Annotated in this window: 17 protein-coding genes; 15 read left to right on the plus strand and 2 right to left on the minus strand. The window is 60.0% G+C overall.

Annotation, left to right across the window (positions count from 1 at the left end; translation table 11 throughout):
* Positions 1-6 precede the first annotated feature (6 nt).
* From HFD95_RS06305 to HFD95_RS06370, 14 genes are all read left to right on the plus strand, one after another.
* On the plus strand, positions 7-570 hold the full coding sequence (locus HFD95_RS06305; RefSeq protein WP_033757233.1) for a hypothetical protein: 564 nt from the start codon (positions 7-9) through the stop codon (positions 568-570).
* Positions 567-1,886: an AMP-binding protein gene (locus HFD95_RS06310; RefSeq protein WP_167429967.1), complete on the plus strand. Its 1,320-nt coding sequence runs from the start codon at positions 567-569 to the stop codon at positions 1,884-1,886. Before HFD95_RS06305 ends, HFD95_RS06310 begins: the two co-directional genes overlap by 4 nt.
* Positions 1,873-2,220, plus strand: a complete 348-nt coding sequence (locus HFD95_RS06315; protein WP_010669819.1) for a 3-hydroxyacyl-ACP dehydratase FabZ family protein — start codon at positions 1,873-1,875, stop codon at positions 2,218-2,220. The genes HFD95_RS06310 and HFD95_RS06315 overlap by 14 nt, the downstream gene beginning before the upstream one ends.
* Positions 2,214-3,923, plus strand: a complete 1,710-nt coding sequence (locus tag HFD95_RS06320) for a glycosyltransferase (protein WP_050680298.1) — start codon at positions 2,214-2,216, stop codon at positions 3,921-3,923. The genes HFD95_RS06315 and HFD95_RS06320 overlap by 7 nt, the downstream gene beginning before the upstream one ends.
* The gene (locus HFD95_RS06325; RefSeq protein ID WP_010246444.1) at positions 3,916-4,329 is read left to right on the plus strand and encodes a thioesterase family protein; all 414 of its coding nucleotides are present in this window, start codon (positions 3,916-3,918) and stop codon (positions 4,327-4,329) included. Before HFD95_RS06320 ends, HFD95_RS06325 begins: the two co-directional genes overlap by 8 nt.
* Positions 4,323-4,931: an outer membrane lipoprotein carrier protein LolA gene (locus HFD95_RS06330; protein WP_010246442.1), complete on the plus strand. Its 609-nt coding sequence runs from the start codon at positions 4,323-4,325 to the stop codon at positions 4,929-4,931. Before HFD95_RS06325 ends, HFD95_RS06330 begins: the two co-directional genes overlap by 7 nt.
* Positions 4,918-7,224: an MMPL family transporter gene (locus tag HFD95_RS06335; protein ID WP_062757372.1), complete on the plus strand. Its 2,307-nt coding sequence runs from the start codon at positions 4,918-4,920 to the stop codon at positions 7,222-7,224. Before HFD95_RS06330 ends, HFD95_RS06335 begins: the two co-directional genes overlap by 14 nt.
* Entirely contained in the window at positions 7,221-7,793 is a 573-nt protein-coding gene (locus HFD95_RS06340) for a DUF3261 domain-containing protein (protein WP_033779437.1), read from the plus strand. Before HFD95_RS06335 ends, HFD95_RS06340 begins: the two co-directional genes overlap by 4 nt.
* Positions 7,790-8,950, plus strand: a complete 1,161-nt coding sequence (locus tag HFD95_RS06345) for a beta-ketoacyl-[acyl-carrier-protein] synthase family protein (protein ID WP_111533666.1) — start codon at positions 7,790-7,792, stop codon at positions 8,948-8,950. Before HFD95_RS06340 ends, HFD95_RS06345 begins: the two co-directional genes overlap by 4 nt.
* Positions 8,940-9,416 carry a 3-hydroxy-fatty acyl-ACP dehydratase gene (locus HFD95_RS06350; protein WP_167422824.1) on the plus strand — a complete coding sequence of 159 codons (477 nt, stop codon included), beginning with the start codon at positions 8,940-8,942 and terminating at the stop codon, positions 9,414-9,416. The genes HFD95_RS06345 and HFD95_RS06350 overlap by 11 nt, the downstream gene beginning before the upstream one ends.
* The gene (locus HFD95_RS06355; RefSeq protein ID WP_060679923.1) at positions 9,413-10,144 is read left to right on the plus strand and encodes a 3-ketoacyl-ACP reductase FabG2; all 732 of its coding nucleotides are present in this window, start codon (positions 9,413-9,415) and stop codon (positions 10,142-10,144) included. Before HFD95_RS06350 ends, HFD95_RS06355 begins: the two co-directional genes overlap by 4 nt.
* Positions 10,141-11,376 carry a beta-ketoacyl-ACP synthase gene (locus HFD95_RS06360; RefSeq protein WP_181955254.1) on the plus strand — a complete coding sequence of 412 codons (1,236 nt, stop codon included), beginning with the start codon at positions 10,141-10,143 and terminating at the stop codon, positions 11,374-11,376. The genes HFD95_RS06355 and HFD95_RS06360 overlap by 4 nt, the downstream gene beginning before the upstream one ends.
* Positions 11,377-11,509: 133 nt before the next feature.
* Positions 11,510-11,653: a hypothetical protein gene (locus HFD95_RS06365; protein WP_010246429.1), complete on the plus strand. Its 144-nt coding sequence runs from the start codon at positions 11,510-11,512 to the stop codon at positions 11,651-11,653.
* A 39-nt stretch (positions 11,654-11,692) separates the two neighbouring features.
* Entirely contained in the window at positions 11,693-11,866 is a 174-nt protein-coding gene (locus tag HFD95_RS06370; RefSeq protein ID WP_010246427.1) for a hypothetical protein, read from the plus strand.
* Here HFD95_RS06370 and HFD95_RS06375 read toward each other — a convergent pair.
* Positions 11,854-13,017, minus strand: coding sequence for a beta-glucosidase (locus HFD95_RS06375; RefSeq protein ID WP_010669826.1), 1,164 nt, complete (start codon positions 13,015-13,017; stop codon positions 11,854-11,856). The two genes, HFD95_RS06370 and HFD95_RS06375, sit on opposite strands and share 13 nt — an antisense overlap.
* Before the next feature lie 154 nt (positions 13,018-13,171).
* Here HFD95_RS06375 and HFD95_RS06380 point away from each other — a divergent pair, with 154 nt between their 5' ends.
* Complete coding sequence (locus HFD95_RS06380) at positions 13,172-14,632, plus strand: phospholipase D family protein (RefSeq protein WP_167429960.1); 1,461 nt, start codon at positions 13,172-13,174, stop codon at positions 14,630-14,632.
* A 296-nt stretch (positions 14,633-14,928) separates the two neighbouring features.
* On the opposite strand, the gene mdoC is transcribed toward HFD95_RS06380, so the two are convergent.
* Positions 14,929-16,062 (minus strand): glucans biosynthesis protein MdoC, encoded by a 1,134-nt coding sequence (gene mdoC / locus HFD95_RS06385; protein ID WP_010246421.1) that lies wholly within the window; start codon positions 16,060-16,062, stop codon positions 14,929-14,931.
* Positions 16,063-16,219 lie beyond the last annotated feature (157 nt).

Here is a 16,219-nt window from a genome sequence, read left to right on the forward strand (position 1 = left end):
CCCGCCGTGCCTGCTGCTACGCTTCGCCTGCTGAATCTGCTTACGCTACTGGCCTGGCCACTGCTGGTCTGGCTGGCGCTGACCCAGCCGCGCTGGCAGGGGCTTTTCTGGCTGCTGGCACTGCTGTTTGGCCTGCGCTGGCTGCAGCTGCGTCGTCAGCAAAACGCCATGGGCGCGGTCATGGGCTGGCTGGCGCTGCTCGGCGCACTGCTCTGTGTCAGCAGCCAGCTATTACGCACTCAGCATCTGCTGCTGTGGTATCCGGTGGCGGTCAATCTGGCGATGCTGCTGGTGTTTGGCGCCTCACTCTGGAGTGCGATGCCGCTGGTGGAACGCATCGCCCGGCTGCGTGAGCCCGTGCTTCCCCCTGCGGCAGTGCGCTATACCCGCCGCGTCACCCAAATCTGGTGCCTTTTTTTTATCGGCAACGGCAGCATGGCGATCTATACCTGTTTGCTGGGCGATCTGCGGCTCTGGACGCTGTGGAATGGCGGCATAAGTTATCTGCTAATCGCAGCGCTGATGAGTGCTGAATGGCTGGTACGTCAGCGCGTGAGGCGAAAAGCATGAGAGTGGCCGACTGGCTGACGGGAGACGATCGCGAGGTCGCCTGGCGCGGCGACCAACGTTTGATGCTCAGCGCGATGCATCGTCAGGTCGTGGCGCTCCGCCAGCGCTTGGCAGCACAACCGGGCAGCTACTGGGCGCTCTGTTTTGATGACAGTTATCGTTTTTGTGTGGCGCTGCTGGCATGCTGGTATGCCGGTAAAACGCCGGTGATGCCGGGTCACTGCCGCGCCGCGCTGCTGGATGAGAGGCAGGATCGGCTGGATGGCGTGCTGTGCGACATGCCGCTGGTGGTCAGCCTGCCGCTGCTGGCGTGGGACGACGCAGAAGCGCAGGGGCCGCTGCCGCCGCTGCCGGAGAGTGCAGAACTGGTGCTCTTCACCTCGGGATCCACCGGCGCACCGCGTCAGGTAGTGAAGTCGCTGGCGGTGATGGAGCAGGAGAGCCGCTGGCTCAGCAGCCTGTGGGGCGAACCGTTGCGGGGGTGCAGGGTCATCGCCTCGGTCAGCCATCAGCATCTCTACGGTTTATCGTTTCGACTTTTCCTGCCGATGATGCTCAGGCTGCCGTTTGCCGCCCAGCCGCTGTTTTACGGTGAACAACTGGCCCAGCTTCCGCGCGACGTTCGCTATGCCTTTATCAGCAGCCCGGCCTTTTTATCGCGGCTGGACAGCACGCTGAAAGCGCCCGCCTGTGAACTGATTGTCTCTGCCGGTGGCGCACTGCGCGACTCTGATGCGGAGCAGGTCTGGCAGCGATTTGGCTGTCAGGTCAGTGAAATCTACGGCAGCACCGAAACCGGCATTCTGGCCTGGCGTCAATGCGATCGGGCGGAGGCGCCGTGGCGCCGCTTCCCGCAGGTCAGGCTGGAGCAGGTGACGCCCGATCGCTGGCAGGTCTGGTCGCCGCTGATTGCCGGTGACAGCGGGCTGCAGCTCGACGATCGACTGACTATGCAGCCGGACGGCGGATTTCAGCTTGCAGGCCGCCACGATCGCATCGTAAAAATCGGTGACAAGCGCATCTCATTAAGCGAGATAGAGCGCCGTCTGACCGACCTGCCGGAAATAGAGGATGCCGTAGCACTGGTGGTCACGCGTCATGAGCGTCAGGCGATTGGCGTCGTGCTGGCGCTGAACAGCGCACTGGATGAGGCGGCTCTGCATCAGCGCAGGCAGCAGTGGAAACGCCAGCTGCAGCGTTGGCTGGAACCGCTGGCGATGCCACGCTACTGGCGGATTGTGGCCACTATTCCGGTGACCACCCAAAGCAAACGCGCCTGGCCGCAAATAGAGGAACTTTTTCATGTTGCCGATTGAACGCAGCCGGGAGCTGCGGGCTGACAGCGTCACGCTGATCCTGCAGATAGATGCCGGACTCTTCTGGTTTCAGGGCCACTTTCCGCATCTGCCCATTCTGCCGGGTGTGGCTCAGCTCGACTGGGTGATGCACTACGGCGTATCACTGCTTGCGCCCGGTAAACAGTTTGCCGCCGTTGATAACATTAAATTTCAGCAGCCGGTATTACCCGACTCGCTATTGCAACTGCATCTGGACTGGGACGCTGAAAAATCCCGCCTGAGTTTCCGTTACAGCCTGCTGAAGAACGACGGCGAGCAGATCGCCAGCAGCGGGAAGATCGCGCTGTGTTAAGCGCCCCGTTTTCACCCTGCGTGGTGATCCCCTGCTACAACCACGGCGCGATGATGGCGTCAGTGCTGGCACGGCTGGCACCCTTTAATCTGCCGGTAATCGTGGTGGATGATGGCAGCGATGCGGCCACACAGCTTCAGCTGGCGACGCTGCACGCCCCGCAGCTCAGCCTGCTGCGACTCGACAGCAATCAGGGTAAAGGCGCGGCGGTGATCCACGGACTGCGGGCCGCGGCGGCACGCGGCTTCACCCATGCGGTGCAGCTTGACGCGGACGGCCAGCATCAGGCGGAAGATCTGCCGCTGATGCTGGCGGAAGCGGAGCGTTATCCCGACGCGCTGATCTCCGGTCAGCCGCTCTATGACGACTCGATCCCCAAATCACGCCTTTATGGTCGCTACATCACCCACTTCTGGGTCTGGATTGAAACGCTGTCGCTGTCGATCCGCGACAGCATGTGCGGCTTCCGCGTCTATCCCCTGGCCGCGACGCTGGCGCTGTGCGATCGCCGGGCCATCGGTCAGCGCATGGATTTTGACACCGAGATCATGGTGCGGCTCTACTGGCAGGGAACCCGCAGTCGCTTTATCCCGACCCGCGTCACCTATCCGGCCAGCGGGCTGTCACACTTCGATGCGCTCTACGACAACCTGCGCATCTCCTGGATGCATACCCGGCTGTTTTTCGGCATGCTGCCGCGCATTCCTCGTCTGCTGGCGATGCGTAAACCGCCGACGCACTGGTCTGCGGAAACGGAGCGGCGCGGACAGTGGGGATTACGTTTTATGCTGGCGGTCTATCGCTACGGCGGGCGGCTGCCCTTTACGCTGCTACTCTGGCCGGTAGTGGCGGTCTACTGGCTGAGCGGTCAGCGCGCGCGACGCGCTTCCCGGCAGTGGCTGGCGCAGGTCACTGCCGCCGCTCAGCAGCAGCAGATTGCGTTACCGCCACGGCTTAACAGCTACCGCCATTTCCTGCGGTTCGCCGGGGCAATGCTGGATAAAGTGGCCAGCTGGCGCGGCGATCTGCGCTGGGGACGTGATATCGATTTTGCGCCAGGCGCAGAAGCGGTGATCCGCACACCCACGCCGCAGGGCAAGCTGATTCTCGCTTCCCATCTTGGTGACATTGAAGCCTGTCGCGCGATGGCGCAGCAGGTCAGCGGACTGGTGATTAATGCGCTGGTGTTTACCGACAACGCCCGGCGTTTTCGGGCGGTGCTGGAAACCATCGCCCCGCAGGCGGGGGTGAATCTGATGCCGGTGAGCGATATCGGGCCGGAGACCGCTATCCTGCTGCAACAGAAGCTGGATGCGGGCGAATGGGTGGCGATTGTCGGGGATCGCACCGCGGTCAATCCGCAGCGCGGCGGCGAGCGGCGGGTGATCTGGAGCGACTTTCTGGGCCGCGCCGCGCCCTTTCCACAGGGGCCGTTTGTACTGGCGGCCGCGTTGCGCTGTCCGGTGCTGCTGATGTTCGCCCTGCAGCAACAGGGTAAACTGCGTATTCACTGTGAGCCCTTCGCCGATCCGCTGCTGCTGCCGCGTGCGCAACGTCAGCAGGCACTGCAACAGGCGGTCGATCGTTACGCAGCGCGGCTGGCCCATTACGCACTGCTGGCTCCGCTCGACTGGTTTAACTTTTTCGATTTCTGGACGCTGCCTGATCAACAGGCGCACCACAAGGAGTCTGACCATGACTGAACATCATGCTGAAGTCGTGCTGACCGTCTCATTCCACGACTGCGATCCCATGGGCGTGGTCTGGCACGGCAACTATTTTCGCTTTTTCGAAGTGGCGCGTGAAGCCCTGCTGCGCAGCATTAACTACAGCTATGGCGAGATGGCCGCCAGCGGCTACGTCTGGCCGGTGGTCGATACCCGGGTCAAATACCGCCAGCCACTGCGCTGCGAAGAGACGATCCGCGTCAGCGCCCGGATTACGGAATATGAGAACCGTCTGCGCATCGACTATGAAGTGCGAAATGCTGCCGGCCAGATCACCACCAAAGCGCATACTCTGCAGGTGGCGGTGGAGCAGGAGAGTCAGGCGTTGTGCTTTGTTTCACCCGATATTTTACTGGAACGTTTAGGAGTGAAAGGATGCTGAAAATTGTGCTTACCAGCCTGCTGCTGTGGGCCAGTGCCGCCAGCGCGGTCACGCTGGATCAGCTGCAGCAGCGTTTTGCCAGCCAGCCTGTGATTCGGGCAGACTTTATCCAGACGCGCACCATTTCCGGCATGCGTCAGCCGCTGGTCTCGCACGGGCAGATGCTGATCGCTCGCGAGCAGGGCTTATGGTGGCATCAGCAGACACCCTTTGTGATGACGCTGCTGCTGGATGATAAACGCATGGTGCAGAGCCTCAGCGGCCAGAAGCCTCAGGTAATCACCGCCGACAGCAACCCGCAGATGTTCCAGTTCAACCATCTATTGCGGGCGCTGTTCCAGGCCGACCAGAAAGTGCTGAACGAGAACTTCAGCGTGGCCTTCAGCGATCGCGGCAACGGAGCCTGGACGCTGGAGCTGACGCCCAAAGCGGCGCCGCTCAACAAAATCTTCAACCGTATCTCGCTGGCGGGCAGCGCCTACCTGGACAGCATCAACCTGGATGATAAGCAGGGCGATAAAACGCAAATAGAGCTCAGCAACACCCGAATTGAACCGCCGCAGTTAAGCGACGAGGAGCAGGCGCGTTTTGCCGGGCCGTAACGATCGGCTGCTGGCCCTCCTGTGGCTGGCCCTCTGTCTGCTGCTGGCGGCTGCGCTCTCTTTTTTGCTGCCGCGCAGTCAGCTCAACAGCAGCGTGCTGGCGCTGCTGCCGCAGCAGAATCTGGGGGCGGCACCGCCTGCGCTGCAGCAGGGCTTTATGCAGCGGCTGGATCGCCAGCTGGTGTGGCTGGTTTCACCCGGTGAGCAGGACGATCCCCAGGTCGCCGCCTGGTGGCTGGCCCAGCTGCGCGCGCTGCCTGACCTGAAACAGGTGCAGGGTGATCTCGACGGGCAACAGCAGCAGCAGTGGGGCCGCTTTGCCTGGCAACACCGTAACGGCCTGATCGATGAGGTGACGCGCGACCGCTTACAGAACGGCGGCGAGGCGCAGGCTGACTGGCTGCTGGCGCAGCTCTTTTCGGCCTTCTCTGGCGTCAGCAGCAAAGAGTTGCAGGGCGATCCCCTGATGCTGGTGCGGGGTTCGCAGCTGGCGCTGGCACAAAACGCCGGGCGCATGACGCTGCATGATGGCTGGCTGACAGTAAAAGATGCACAGGGTCAGCAGTGGTATTTTCTGCATGGCGAACTGGCGAACAACGCCTTCAGTATGCAGCAAAGTCATGCGCTGGTTACCCGGCTCAGCGCGCTGGAGCAACAGCTTAAAAGCCGCTGGCCGCAGGCGAAACTGCTGACGCGTGGCACGGTGCTGTTCAGCGACAACGCCAGCCAGCGTGCGCAGCATGACGTTAAAACGCTGGGCAGTGTGACGCTGGGTGGCGTCGTCCTGCTGGTGCTGCTGGTCTTCCGCTCACTGCGCCCGCTGTTGCTGACGGTCACGTCTGTGGCCATCGGCGCGATGGCGGGCACGGTGATGACGCTGCTTTGCTTTGGTGAACTGCATCTGATGACGCTGGTGATGAGCCTGAGTATTGTCGGCATCTCTGCGGATTACACGCTCTATTATCTCACCGAGCGCATGGTTCACGGCGATCAGCAGACGCCGTGGCAGAGCCTGCGAAAAGTCCGCGGCACGCTGCTGCTGGCGCTGGCGACCACCGCCATCGCCTGGCTGCTGATGCTGCTGGCACCGTTCCCGGGGCTGCGGCAGCTGGCGGTGTTTGCCGCCAGCGGATTAACGGCCTCCTGTCTGACGGTGATTCTGATCTATCCGTGGCTGGTACGCGGATTACCGGTGCGTCCGGTGCCGCTGATGGTGCCTCTGGCGCGCTGGCTTGCCGCCTGGCGTCGCCAGCGCGGGCTGCGCGTCGGATTACCGATGGCGATGGCGATCTTCGCGCTGGCCGGTATCGCCCAGTTAAAGGTGGATGATGACATCGCCCATCTGCAAAGTGCGCCTGCGCATCTGCTGGAGCAGGATCGCCAGCTGGCAACCCTGACCGGACAGCGCGCCGATCAGACCTGGTTTGTGGTCTGGGGCGATGACGCGCAGCAGACGCTGCAGCGGCTGGAAAAACTGGCACCGGATCTGCACCAGGCGCAGCAGCAGGGCTGGCTGCAGCACTATCGTCTGCTGCCGCTGACGTCGCTGGCGCAGCAACAGCGGGATCTTCAGCTGTTGAAACAGGCAGTACCGGATATTACGGCCCGCCTGCAGCAGGCGGGTATCACGCTGCCGGCACCGGATCTGACCCCGATGCCGGTAACGCCAGAGGCGTGGCTGTCGAGTCCGCTGAGTGAAGGCTGGCGACTGCTGTGGCTGACGCTGCCAGACGGGCGCAGCGGTGTTTTGATCCCCACCAGCGGTGTAAAAAACAGCGCTGCACTCGCGGAGCTGACCAAACAGCGTCCGGGCGTCAGCTGGATTGACCGCAAATCAGGTTACGATTCGCTGTTCAGCTTCTGGCGCACCCTGCTGAGCGGGTTACTGGCGCTGGCGCTGCTGCTGATCACCCTGAGTTTTGTCCTGCGACTGGGGTTAAAGGCGGGCTTACGCAGCGCGCTGCCGTCAGTGCTGTCGCTGGCGATGGCGCTGGCAACGCTGGGCTGGATCGGCGCGTCGCTGAACCTGTTTGCGCTGCTGGCACTGATTCTGGTGCTGGGCATCGGCATTAACTACACGCTCTTTTTCAGCAACCCGCAGGGTACGCCGCTGACCTCGTTGCTGGCGGTGTCGCTGGCGATGATTACCACCTTACTGACGCTGGGTATGCTGGTATTCAGCAGCACCAGCGCGATTGCCAGTTTTGGCACAGTGTTATGCAGCGGCATCTTCAGCGCTTTCCTGCTGTCGCCGCTGGCGATGCGACCCACCCGATCAAGGAGTAAACGATGATCCGCGCCGCTCTTATTCTGCTGACGGCTCTGCTGCTCAGCGCCTGTGCCGGACCTGCACCCGACAGCAGCCGTCCCACCGCCTGGCTGAAACCGGGCGTGAAGGTGACGCTGCCACCGCCGGGCATCCGTCCCGCCTTCCAGCAGCAGCAGTTGCTGACCGGACAGGTGAAAGGCCAGAGTCAGTCACTGCTGGTGCTGCTCAGCGCCGATGAACAGCAAATTGATCTGGCCGGACTCTCCTCGGTGGGTATTCGCCTGTTCAGCCTGCGCTACGATGCCAGCGGTATTCACACCCAGCAGCTGATGCCGCTGCCGCAGATGCCGCCTGCCAGTCAGGTGCTGGCGGATATTATGCTCAGCTACTGGCCACGGGATCTGTGGCAAAAACAGCTGCCGCCAGGCTGGACGTTGCAGGATCAGGGGTTAAAGCGACGGCTGATCGATGCCGATAACCAGCTGGTTACCGAAATCGATTATCTGCAACGCGGTAATCAGCGCCAGCCCATCAGCATTCAGCAGCATGCGTTTGGCTATCAGATCCGCATTCAACATCTGGACGGCTCATGATTTACATCTCTGCCATCGGCATGCTGAATGCCCTGGGGAATAACACTCAGCAGATTGCGGCCAGTCTTACCAGGGGTGAGGCACCCGGCATGCAGCTGCGTCATGGCTGGCTGAGCGGCGACCGCGCCTGCTGGCTTGGCAGGGTTGAAGGCGATTTGCCATCGATTCCTGCTGCCCTGAGCGCGCATAACACCCGTAATAACCAGCTGCTGCTGGCCGCACTGGCGCAAATCCGTCCGGCGCTCGACGCGGCGATTGCGCACTATGGTGCCAGCAGAGTGGCAGTTGTGCTGGGAACCAGCACCTCGGGCGTGGATGAGGGCGATCAGCAGATTGGCGGCAGTCAGTCCGGTTATCACTATCAGATGCAGGAGCTGGGCGATCCCTCCCGTTTCCTGGCTCACTATCTGCGCCTGGATGGCCCGGCCTATACCATTTCAACCGCCTGCTCCTCCAGCGCCCGCGCCATTATCAGTGGTGAGCGGCTGATCGCGGCAGGGCTGGTGGATGTGGCGCTGGTGGGCGGTGCGGACTCGCTGAGCCGGATGCCGATCAACGGATTCGACAGCCTGGAGTCGCTCTCTGAACGTCGCTGCGCTCCCTTCAGCCGCGATCGCGACGGTATCTCGATTGGCGAAGGGGCCGCACTGATGCTGCTGACGCGGGAACCGCAGCCGCTGGCGCTACTGGGAGCTGGCGAATCGTCTGACGCCTGGCACATGTCCGCTCCCCATCCGCAGGGCGAGGGCGCTGAACGGGCGATGCGTATGGCGCTGCAACAGGCGAATCTGTTGCCAGAGCAGGTGGGTTATATCAATCTGCACGGCACTGCAACGCCGCTTAACGACCAGATGGAAGCCGCCGTGATTCAGCGCCTGTTTGGCAATGCAGTGCCGTGCAGCTCGACCAAACATCTGACCGGCCATACGCTCGGCGCGGCGGGAGTGTGTGAAGCCGCTCTCAGTGCGCTGATCCTGCAAAACAATCTGCCGCTGCCCGCGCAGGATTTCAGTGAGATGGCGGCGGATGAGACGCTGCCGGATTGCGGATTGTTATTACAGCCGCAGGCGCTGCAACGGCCGGTCATCGCCTCTAACTCTTTTGCCTTTGGCGGCAATAACACCTGTCTGATTCTGGGACGCCAACATGGTTATTAATTCTCCCGCGGCACGCTGGCTGCCGCACGCTGCGCCGATGCTGCTGCTTGATCAGCTGATCGCCGTGGATGATGAGCAGGTCCACTGTCAGGTGTCGACCTGCGCCGGTGGCGTACTGACACCATTTCTGACGCCTCAGGGTGAACTGCCCGCCTGGTTTGGCGTCGAGATGATGGCGCAAACCGTGGGCGTCTGGTCGGGCTGGCATGCAAAGCAGGGCGGCGCCACCCTTATCCCGCCCGGCATGCTGCTGGGCGGACGCGGCTGGCGGGCAGAGCGATCCTTCTTTCCCGCCAGTGTTACGCTGGATATCAGAATGACGCTGCTGATGCGCGATGACCGCATGGGCAGCTTTGAGGGTGACATTCATTACGGCACCCAGCGGCTTGCCAGCGGTCGCCTGAATACGTATCAACCCAATGAAGCAGAATTACAGCAATTGATGTCACAAGGAAATCAGCCATGACAGATTCGGTATTAGTGACGGGCGCCAGTAAAGGGATTGGCCGCGCGATTGCGTTGCGTCTCGCCCAGGATGGCTATCAGGTTATCGTCCATTTCAACCGTGACCGCGCAGGCGCTGAGCAGTGCCTGCAGCAGATTGAAACCGCAGGCGGCAGCGGCCGTGTGCTGGGATTTGATGTGGCCGATCGGGCGGCAACCCGCGCTGCGCTGGAGGCGGATATTGAGCAATATGGCGCCTATTATGGTGTGGTGAGCAACGCCGGTATCACCCGCGATGCGGCGTTTCCCGCCCTGACGGATCAGGAGTGGGACAGCGTCATCCACACCAATCTCGACAGTTTTTACAATGTGATCCAGCCCTGCGTGATGCCGATGATCGGTCTGCGGCGCGGCGGCCGCATTATCACGCTCTCGTCGGTGTCGGGGATAATGGGTAATCGCGGTCAGGTGAACTACAGCGCGGCGAAAGCGGGCATTATTGGTGCCACTAAGGCGCTGGCGATTGAGCTGGCGAAACGCAAAATCACCGTTAACTGCATTGCGCCAGGCCTGATTGATACCGGTATGGAGGGGCTGGAACCTCAGGTGATTGAGGAAGCGATGAAGATCGTGCCGATGAAGCGCATGGGCGCGGCTGAAGAGGTCGCCGGACTGGCGAGCTATCTGATGTCCGATATCGCAGGCTACGTGACGCGTCAGGTCATTTCTATTAACGGAGGCATGCTGTGATCCAGCGGGTAGTCGTAACCGGCATGGGCGGCGTAACCGCCTTTGGTGAGTCCTGGGCTGAGGTTTCGGCACGGATCCGTGCGGGCCGCAATGCGGTGCGCTTTATGCCGGAGTGGCAGATCTACGACGGGCTGCATACGCTGCTCGGCGCACCGGTGGATGACTTTGTGCTGCCGGCGCACTACACCCGCAAGCGCATCCGCGCCATGGGCCGCGTTTCGCTGCTGGCAACGCGCGCGACCGAGCTGGCGCTGACCCAGGCGGGCCTGATTGACCATCCGGTGCTGACCAGCGGAGAAACGGGTATCGCCTACGGTTCTTCCACCGGCAGCACCGGGCCGGTCAGCGAGTTCGCCACCATGCTGACCGAAAAGCACACCAACAATATCACCGGCACCACCTATGTGCAGATGATGCCGCATACCACGGCCGTCAATGCCGGACTCTTTTTCGGCCTGCGCGGCCGGGTGATCCCGACCTCCAGCGCCTGTACCTCTGGCAGCCAGGCGATTGGCTATGCCTGGGAAGCGATTCGTCACGGGTATCAGACGGTGATGGTGGCTGGCGGCGCAGAAGAGCTCTGTCCGTCGGAAGCCGCGGTGTTTGACACCCTGTTTGCCACCAGCCAGCGTAATGACGCGCCGCACACCACACCTGCACCTTTTGATCAGCAGCGCGATGGTCTGGTAATTGGCGAAGGGGCGGGCACGCTGATCCTTGAGTCGCTGGAACATGCCCTGGCACGCGGTGCAACGATCTACGCAGAGATCACCGGTTTTCATACCAACTGCGATGCCGCCCATATTACTCAGCCGCAGCGGGAAACCATGCAGATCTGCATCGAGCGGGCGTTGCAAAGCGCCGGTATCACGGCCGCAGACGTTGGTTATGTAAATGCGCACGGCACCGCCACTGAACGGGGTGATATGGCCGAAAGTCTGGCGACGGCGGCGGTGTTTGGCGAAACGACGCCGATCTCCTCGCTGAAGTCCTATTTTGGCCATACGCTGGGTGCCTGTGGGGCGCTGGAAGCCTGGATAAGCATTGAGATGATGCGGGAAGGGTGGTTTGCGCCAACCCTGAACCTGACGCAACCGGCAGCGGATGGCGGCCAGCTGGATTACATCATGGGTGAGCCGCGTGAGATTGAAACCGACTATATCCAGAGCAACAACTTTGCCTTTGGTGGCATTAATACTTCACTGATCTTCAAACGCTGGCGCGGCGTCTGATCTCAGGCCCGTGCCGTGCTGGCACGGGCCAGTTTATTTTTCGGACGAAAGAACCGGACGATAATCAGCCTTTCATCTACACTGTCACTCACCGCATCACAACCCGGCGGCCCATGTTTTTCACAGGATAGTTATGTCTTTACCCTTGCCACCCGACGATCACGATGAGCCAATTCGCCAGTCACTTGACGATGCGCACTTTGCGATAGTGGTGCTTGCGGTGACCTCGGTAACGCTTATAATCTTTGTCCTGATGATTACGCTCTGGATGAGCTGACACGCACAGGGATTCAACGGATTGAATAAGGAGAAGGCGATGGACTCCGGAGATGACAAATTAATCGCAATTATCGGTTTGCTGGCGGCCTGCCTGATCGGGGTGACCTTCCTGTTTACCATGGTCTGGCTGACCGACGTACGTCATCCTGCCGATCCCTCTCTCGACGTTCGCTCCTGTTACCCTAAAAAGCCACCTTCTCAGCACGTCTGATTTCGTGTCGCAAACTTAATCTGCTGACTGCGCAATACCAGCGCCAGCGGCTCATGTAGATTACGGTTGCCATTGGGATCGGCTAATCCCAGCAGCGGGCCAGGGGAACGCCGGTCATCGGCCCAGGCCGGATACTCCACTACCGGATAGAGCGAAATCCCCTCCACCGCAATGCCCTGATCCAGCGCCACCGCCACATTTTCACTGATCTCCTGCAGCCAGGGGGCGCGCGCTTCACCCTCAGCGCCAGTTTCAGCAATCAGCATCGGACGCTGGTAGCGCTGCCAGCACTGCGCCAGCAGAATATGCAGCGGCACACGCTCCGGATCCTCCAGCGACATCGGCTGGTCGGGGAAAAACCAGTGGTTATCGGGATAGTAGTTCAGGCCGAGGATATCCAGGCAATCTTCACTGCCGCCTAGCTCCTTATCGACGCGACCGGCCAGCATGTCCCAGGCTTCGAACTGCGCCTGATGCTGCGCATCGGCATAGGGTTTGCTGTCCGGATTATCGGGATGATGAGCGATCTGCACCAGCGGGTCAGTCAGTACAAAACGCGCCTCCGGATAGACCTCGCGAATGGCATGTATCGCCGCCAGCGAGGCGCGAACCAGCTGGCGCTTCAGCTCTTTACCGCGCTGCGCCGCATGAGGATTAAACCAGGCCACATCCGCCCCGGCCCATGACCAGAATGAGATTTGATTAACCGGTGTAAAGAAGGGGCGTTCGATGCCCTGATCGCGCATCAGTTGTGCCATCGCGCGAGCGAAACGACTAAAATGGTCAACAAATTCGGCTTTCCAGATATTAAGATGATCGGGATAACCGAAATGAGCCAGCTCCCAGATGATCTCCATCTGCTGACGTCGCGCGGCGTCGACCATCGGCAGAAAGCTCTGCCAGTCATACTGGCCAGGGATCTTTTCGATCAGATGCCAGCGCGCACCGTCGCGGGCGGTGAGCAGATGCTGCTCAGCCAGGGCGGCATAATCTTTTTCCAGCAGCATATCGTGTCCGCTGCTGATCACCATATCCAGCCGTTTACCGGGCGTACGGCAGGCAGTGGAACAGGGGAAACTGCCCTGGAAAAAGCTGCGAAACAGGCTGGGATGATAGCGCTGGCGGGCATCTGTAAGGGATTGATGAGACATATTCCTCTCCTGCCGGGATAATGCCGGTCACAGATCGTCCGGTTAAGTCTAGACTAAAAACGCCCGTGACCCCTCACTAACTCAGAACAGAGGAATAGCATCAGAGGTCGGACCGGGGAATAATAAAAATAACTGCATTTTACAGGGAAATGTCATGACCGAAGCGTTTGAGCTCTCCCAGCCATTGGAACGGTCCAGCTGGCTGGAAACACAGCTGGAGCCAGAGTGTCTGCGCCATCCGGGGCTGAGCGGCGTCCATCAGCTGAGCGACGGGCTGGATGCTTTTGCTGCCCGCTATCTGCTGATGCAAAAAGCGGAGCGTTCACTCGATATCCAGTATTACATCTGGCAAAACGATCTCTCTGGCCGGTTGCTGTTCAGCGCCGTGCTGGAAGCTGCCCGACGCGGCGTGAAAGTGCGGCTGCTGCTGGATGACAATAATACGCCGGGCCTGGACGACACGCTGGCCCAGCTCAACCGCCATCCCAACATTGAGGTGCGGCTGTTTAATCCGTTCTCGTTTCGCACCCTGCGCGCGCTGGGTTATCTCACCGACTTTGCCCGTCTGAACCGCCGCATGCACAACAAAAGCTTTACGGTGGATGGCGTCACGACCGTGGTCGGTGGGCGCAATATCGGCGACGAATATTTCGGCACTGGCAATGAACCGCTGTTTGCCGATCTCGACGTCATGGCAATAGGCCCGGTGGTTAAAGAAGTCGCAGAGGATTTTGAGCGCTACTGGCGCAGTAAGCCGGTCTCGCCGCTGCAGCAGGTGCTGGATGAAGAGGAGCCGGAAGAGGACAGTGTGAGTCTGCCAGCAGAGTGGCGTCACAGTGAACCGGTGCAGCGCTATCTTCAGCGGCTGGAAAATTCTTCGCTGCTGCAGGAGCTGGAAGAGGGCACGCTGGCTCTGACCTGGGCAAAAGCGCGACTGCTGAGCGATGATCCGCGTAAAGGGCTGGGCAAAGCGCGTGCCAGAAGCCTGCTGCCGCAGCGAATGCTGGAGGTGATAGGCACGCCGCAAAAGCAGTTCGACATCATCTCGGCCTATTTCGTGCCGACCCGCGCAGGGGTCGCTCAGCTGCTGTCGCTGAAGCGCAAAGGGGTAAAAATTGCCATTCTGACCAATTCGCTGGCGGCTAACGATGTGTCGATTGTCCATGCCGGCTACGCTAAGTGGCGCAAAAAACTGCTGCGTCATGGTATTGCGCTCTATGAGCTGAAACCGCAGGCGGGCGTGCCTGATGCCCCGCACGACCGGGGATTAACCGGTAACTCCGGCTCAAGCCTGCATGCCAAAACCTTCTCAGTGGATCAACAGACGCTGTTTATCGGCTCGTTTAACTTCGATCCCCGTTCAGCGGTGCTGAATACGGAAATGGGACTGGTGATTGAGAGTGCGGCGCTCGCCGGAGAGACGCATCAGCGTTTCAGCCAGTCAATGCGCGATCGGGCATGGACGCTGCGGCTGGATAAGTGGAGCAGGGTAAACTGGCTGGAGTATCCGGATGAGCCGCAGCAGATTGTGCATAAACACGAGCCGGGCTGCTCCTGGTGGCAACGGCTGCAGGTGCGGTTAGTGTGGCGGTTGCCGATTGAGTGGCTGCTTTAAGCTGGACCTTGCCTGGGTACAGGCGCTGGCTCAGGAAGCATACGCCCTCCGCAAAGACGCAAAACCCGCCATCCCTGGCGGGCTCAGCGCGGGCGATTACGCACCTCATCCCTGAGGTGCGCCCGTTGCCGGGCCAACGCGTTGCTTTGTTCAAAAACGCTCCCGGCGTTTTTGTCCCTGGCCCGCTATGCTTTGCTACTGGCGTATGCTCCCATCGCTTTAAACTCTTAAGCTGTCTGTGAGACACATCATTTATAGCCTGACCTCACTTATGGCCCGAGGTCACTGATCGCCTGTCATTGTGCTTGTTTACGCTCAAATTTCCCCGAGAACAGGAACCGCAGCAGCGGAATGCGCAGGTGAATCTCATACAGCAGAAACGCGATGCCAAACACCATCAGCAGGCCAACGAAGAAGCCCAGGGTGTTATTTTCAATCCGCGGCGTGACATAAATCCCATACAGCAGCGTCAGCGGATGGTGCACCAGATAGATAAACAGTGACGCATTGACCAGATACATAATGCGCGGCGAATGTGAATTCAGCAGCTTATGACCAAAGCAGAAGCAGACGTTCAGCATGCAAATGCCCATCAGCGTCGAGATAATCGCATCCAGCTCATACAACCAGCCCTCACCGCTGCTCAGTCGCTGGTTGGCGCAATAGGCCGCAAACATCAGCAGCGCACCGACCCACATCACCAGATTGAAGCGGACAAACAGCTGCTTCAGCGGGGGATGTTTCCACGCCAGCGCTCCCAGCATAAAGAACGGCAGATAGAAGAGTGTCTGCATCACTATGATGCTAAACAAACCATCCATCAGCCACGCAGGCTGGAAAATAAACACCAGACGCCGGAACACGCACCAGAGCAGTGCCCACGCCAGTACGCCCGCCGTCAGCGATCCCCAGCCAACCCGCGAATAATCAATGGTGCGATGCTGATCGCGCAACCAGCGGAAGGTCACCATCCCCAGCGTGGTCAGCATCACCAGCACCACCAGGAACCACAGGTGTGAAATCAGCTCCCACATCAGGTTATTAAACTTCTGATAGGGCGTGAAACGGGGCCAGTCAGCCAGCTTATCCGTCCACTCTTTCAGCATAAAAAATTGCGGCAGCGTCAGCAGCGGAATGGCGGTCAGCATTGGGATACCTACCCGTTCCAGACGCACCTTCAGGAAGCGACGTGGCTGATAGCGCAGATACAGCATGTAGGAGAAATAGCCCGAAATGACGAAAAACACCTGCATACGAAACGCATGAATAAAATCATTCAGCAGCGTCAGCCATAACGACGCTTCATGACTGTTTACTGCCCATTTCTGCGCGGAGTAGATGAGGGAAACGTGAAACGGCACCCCCAGTAACATCAGATAGGCGCGGATGGAGTCGAGGAAGTATTCACGTTCAGGTTTTACAGTACTCATAAAGTTCCAGTTCGTTAGTACGTTTAACCGGTTTCACCCTGAAACCGGATTATGCTCTGTGAAAATTCTACCTGGGATAAACCAGGTATACTATCAGTGGAATCCGTAGTGTCTAATTGTCCTAAAAGCAGGGTTAAGCCTGACGAAATGCGGGAAC

The sequence above is a fragment of the Pantoea sp. EKM10T genome (genome assembly GCF_011800685.1).
GTDB lineage: Bacteria > Pseudomonadota > Gammaproteobacteria > Enterobacterales > Enterobacteriaceae > Pantoea > Pantoea agglomerans.

What these genes read in the sequence shown, in the direction of transcription:
- HFD95_RS06310 (WP_167429967.1), top strand. Translation starts at nt 567, where the DNA reads ATGAGAGTGGCCGACTGGCTGACGGGAGACGATCGCGAGGTCGCCTGG.
- HFD95_RS06315 (WP_010669819.1), top strand. Translation starts at nt 1,873, where the DNA reads ATGTTGCCGATTGAACGCAGCCGGGAGCTGCGGGCTGACAGCGTCACG.
- HFD95_RS06325 (WP_010246444.1), top strand. Translation starts at nt 3,916, where the DNA reads ATGACTGAACATCATGCTGAAGTCGTGCTGACCGTCTCATTCCACGAC.
- HFD95_RS06330 (WP_010246442.1), top strand. Translation starts at nt 4,323, where the DNA reads ATGCTGAAAATTGTGCTTACCAGCCTGCTGCTGTGGGCCAGTGCCGCC.
- HFD95_RS06340 (WP_033779437.1), top strand. Translation starts at nt 7,221, where the DNA reads ATGATCCGCGCCGCTCTTATTCTGCTGACGGCTCTGCTGCTCAGCGCC.
- HFD95_RS06345 (WP_111533666.1), top strand. Translation starts at nt 7,790, where the DNA reads ATGATTTACATCTCTGCCATCGGCATGCTGAATGCCCTGGGGAATAAC.
- HFD95_RS06350 (WP_167422824.1), top strand. Translation starts at nt 8,940, where the DNA reads ATGGTTATTAATTCTCCCGCGGCACGCTGGCTGCCGCACGCTGCGCCG.
- HFD95_RS06355 (WP_060679923.1), top strand. Translation starts at nt 9,413, where the DNA reads ATGACAGATTCGGTATTAGTGACGGGCGCCAGTAAAGGGATTGGCCGC.
- HFD95_RS06365 (WP_010246429.1), top strand. Translation starts at nt 11,510, where the DNA reads ATGTCTTTACCCTTGCCACCCGACGATCACGATGAGCCAATTCGCCAG.
- HFD95_RS06370 (WP_010246427.1), top strand. Translation starts at nt 11,693, where the DNA reads ATGGACTCCGGAGATGACAAATTAATCGCAATTATCGGTTTGCTGGCG.
- HFD95_RS06375 (WP_010669826.1), bottom strand. Translation starts at nt 13,017, where the DNA reads ATGTCTCATCAATCCCTTACAGATGCCCGCCAGCGCTATCATCCCAGC.
- HFD95_RS06380 (WP_167429960.1), top strand. Translation starts at nt 13,172, where the DNA reads ATGACCGAAGCGTTTGAGCTCTCCCAGCCATTGGAACGGTCCAGCTGG.
- mdoC (WP_010246421.1), bottom strand. Translation starts at nt 16,062, where the DNA reads ATGAGTACTGTAAAACCTGAACGTGAATACTTCCTCGACTCCATCCGC.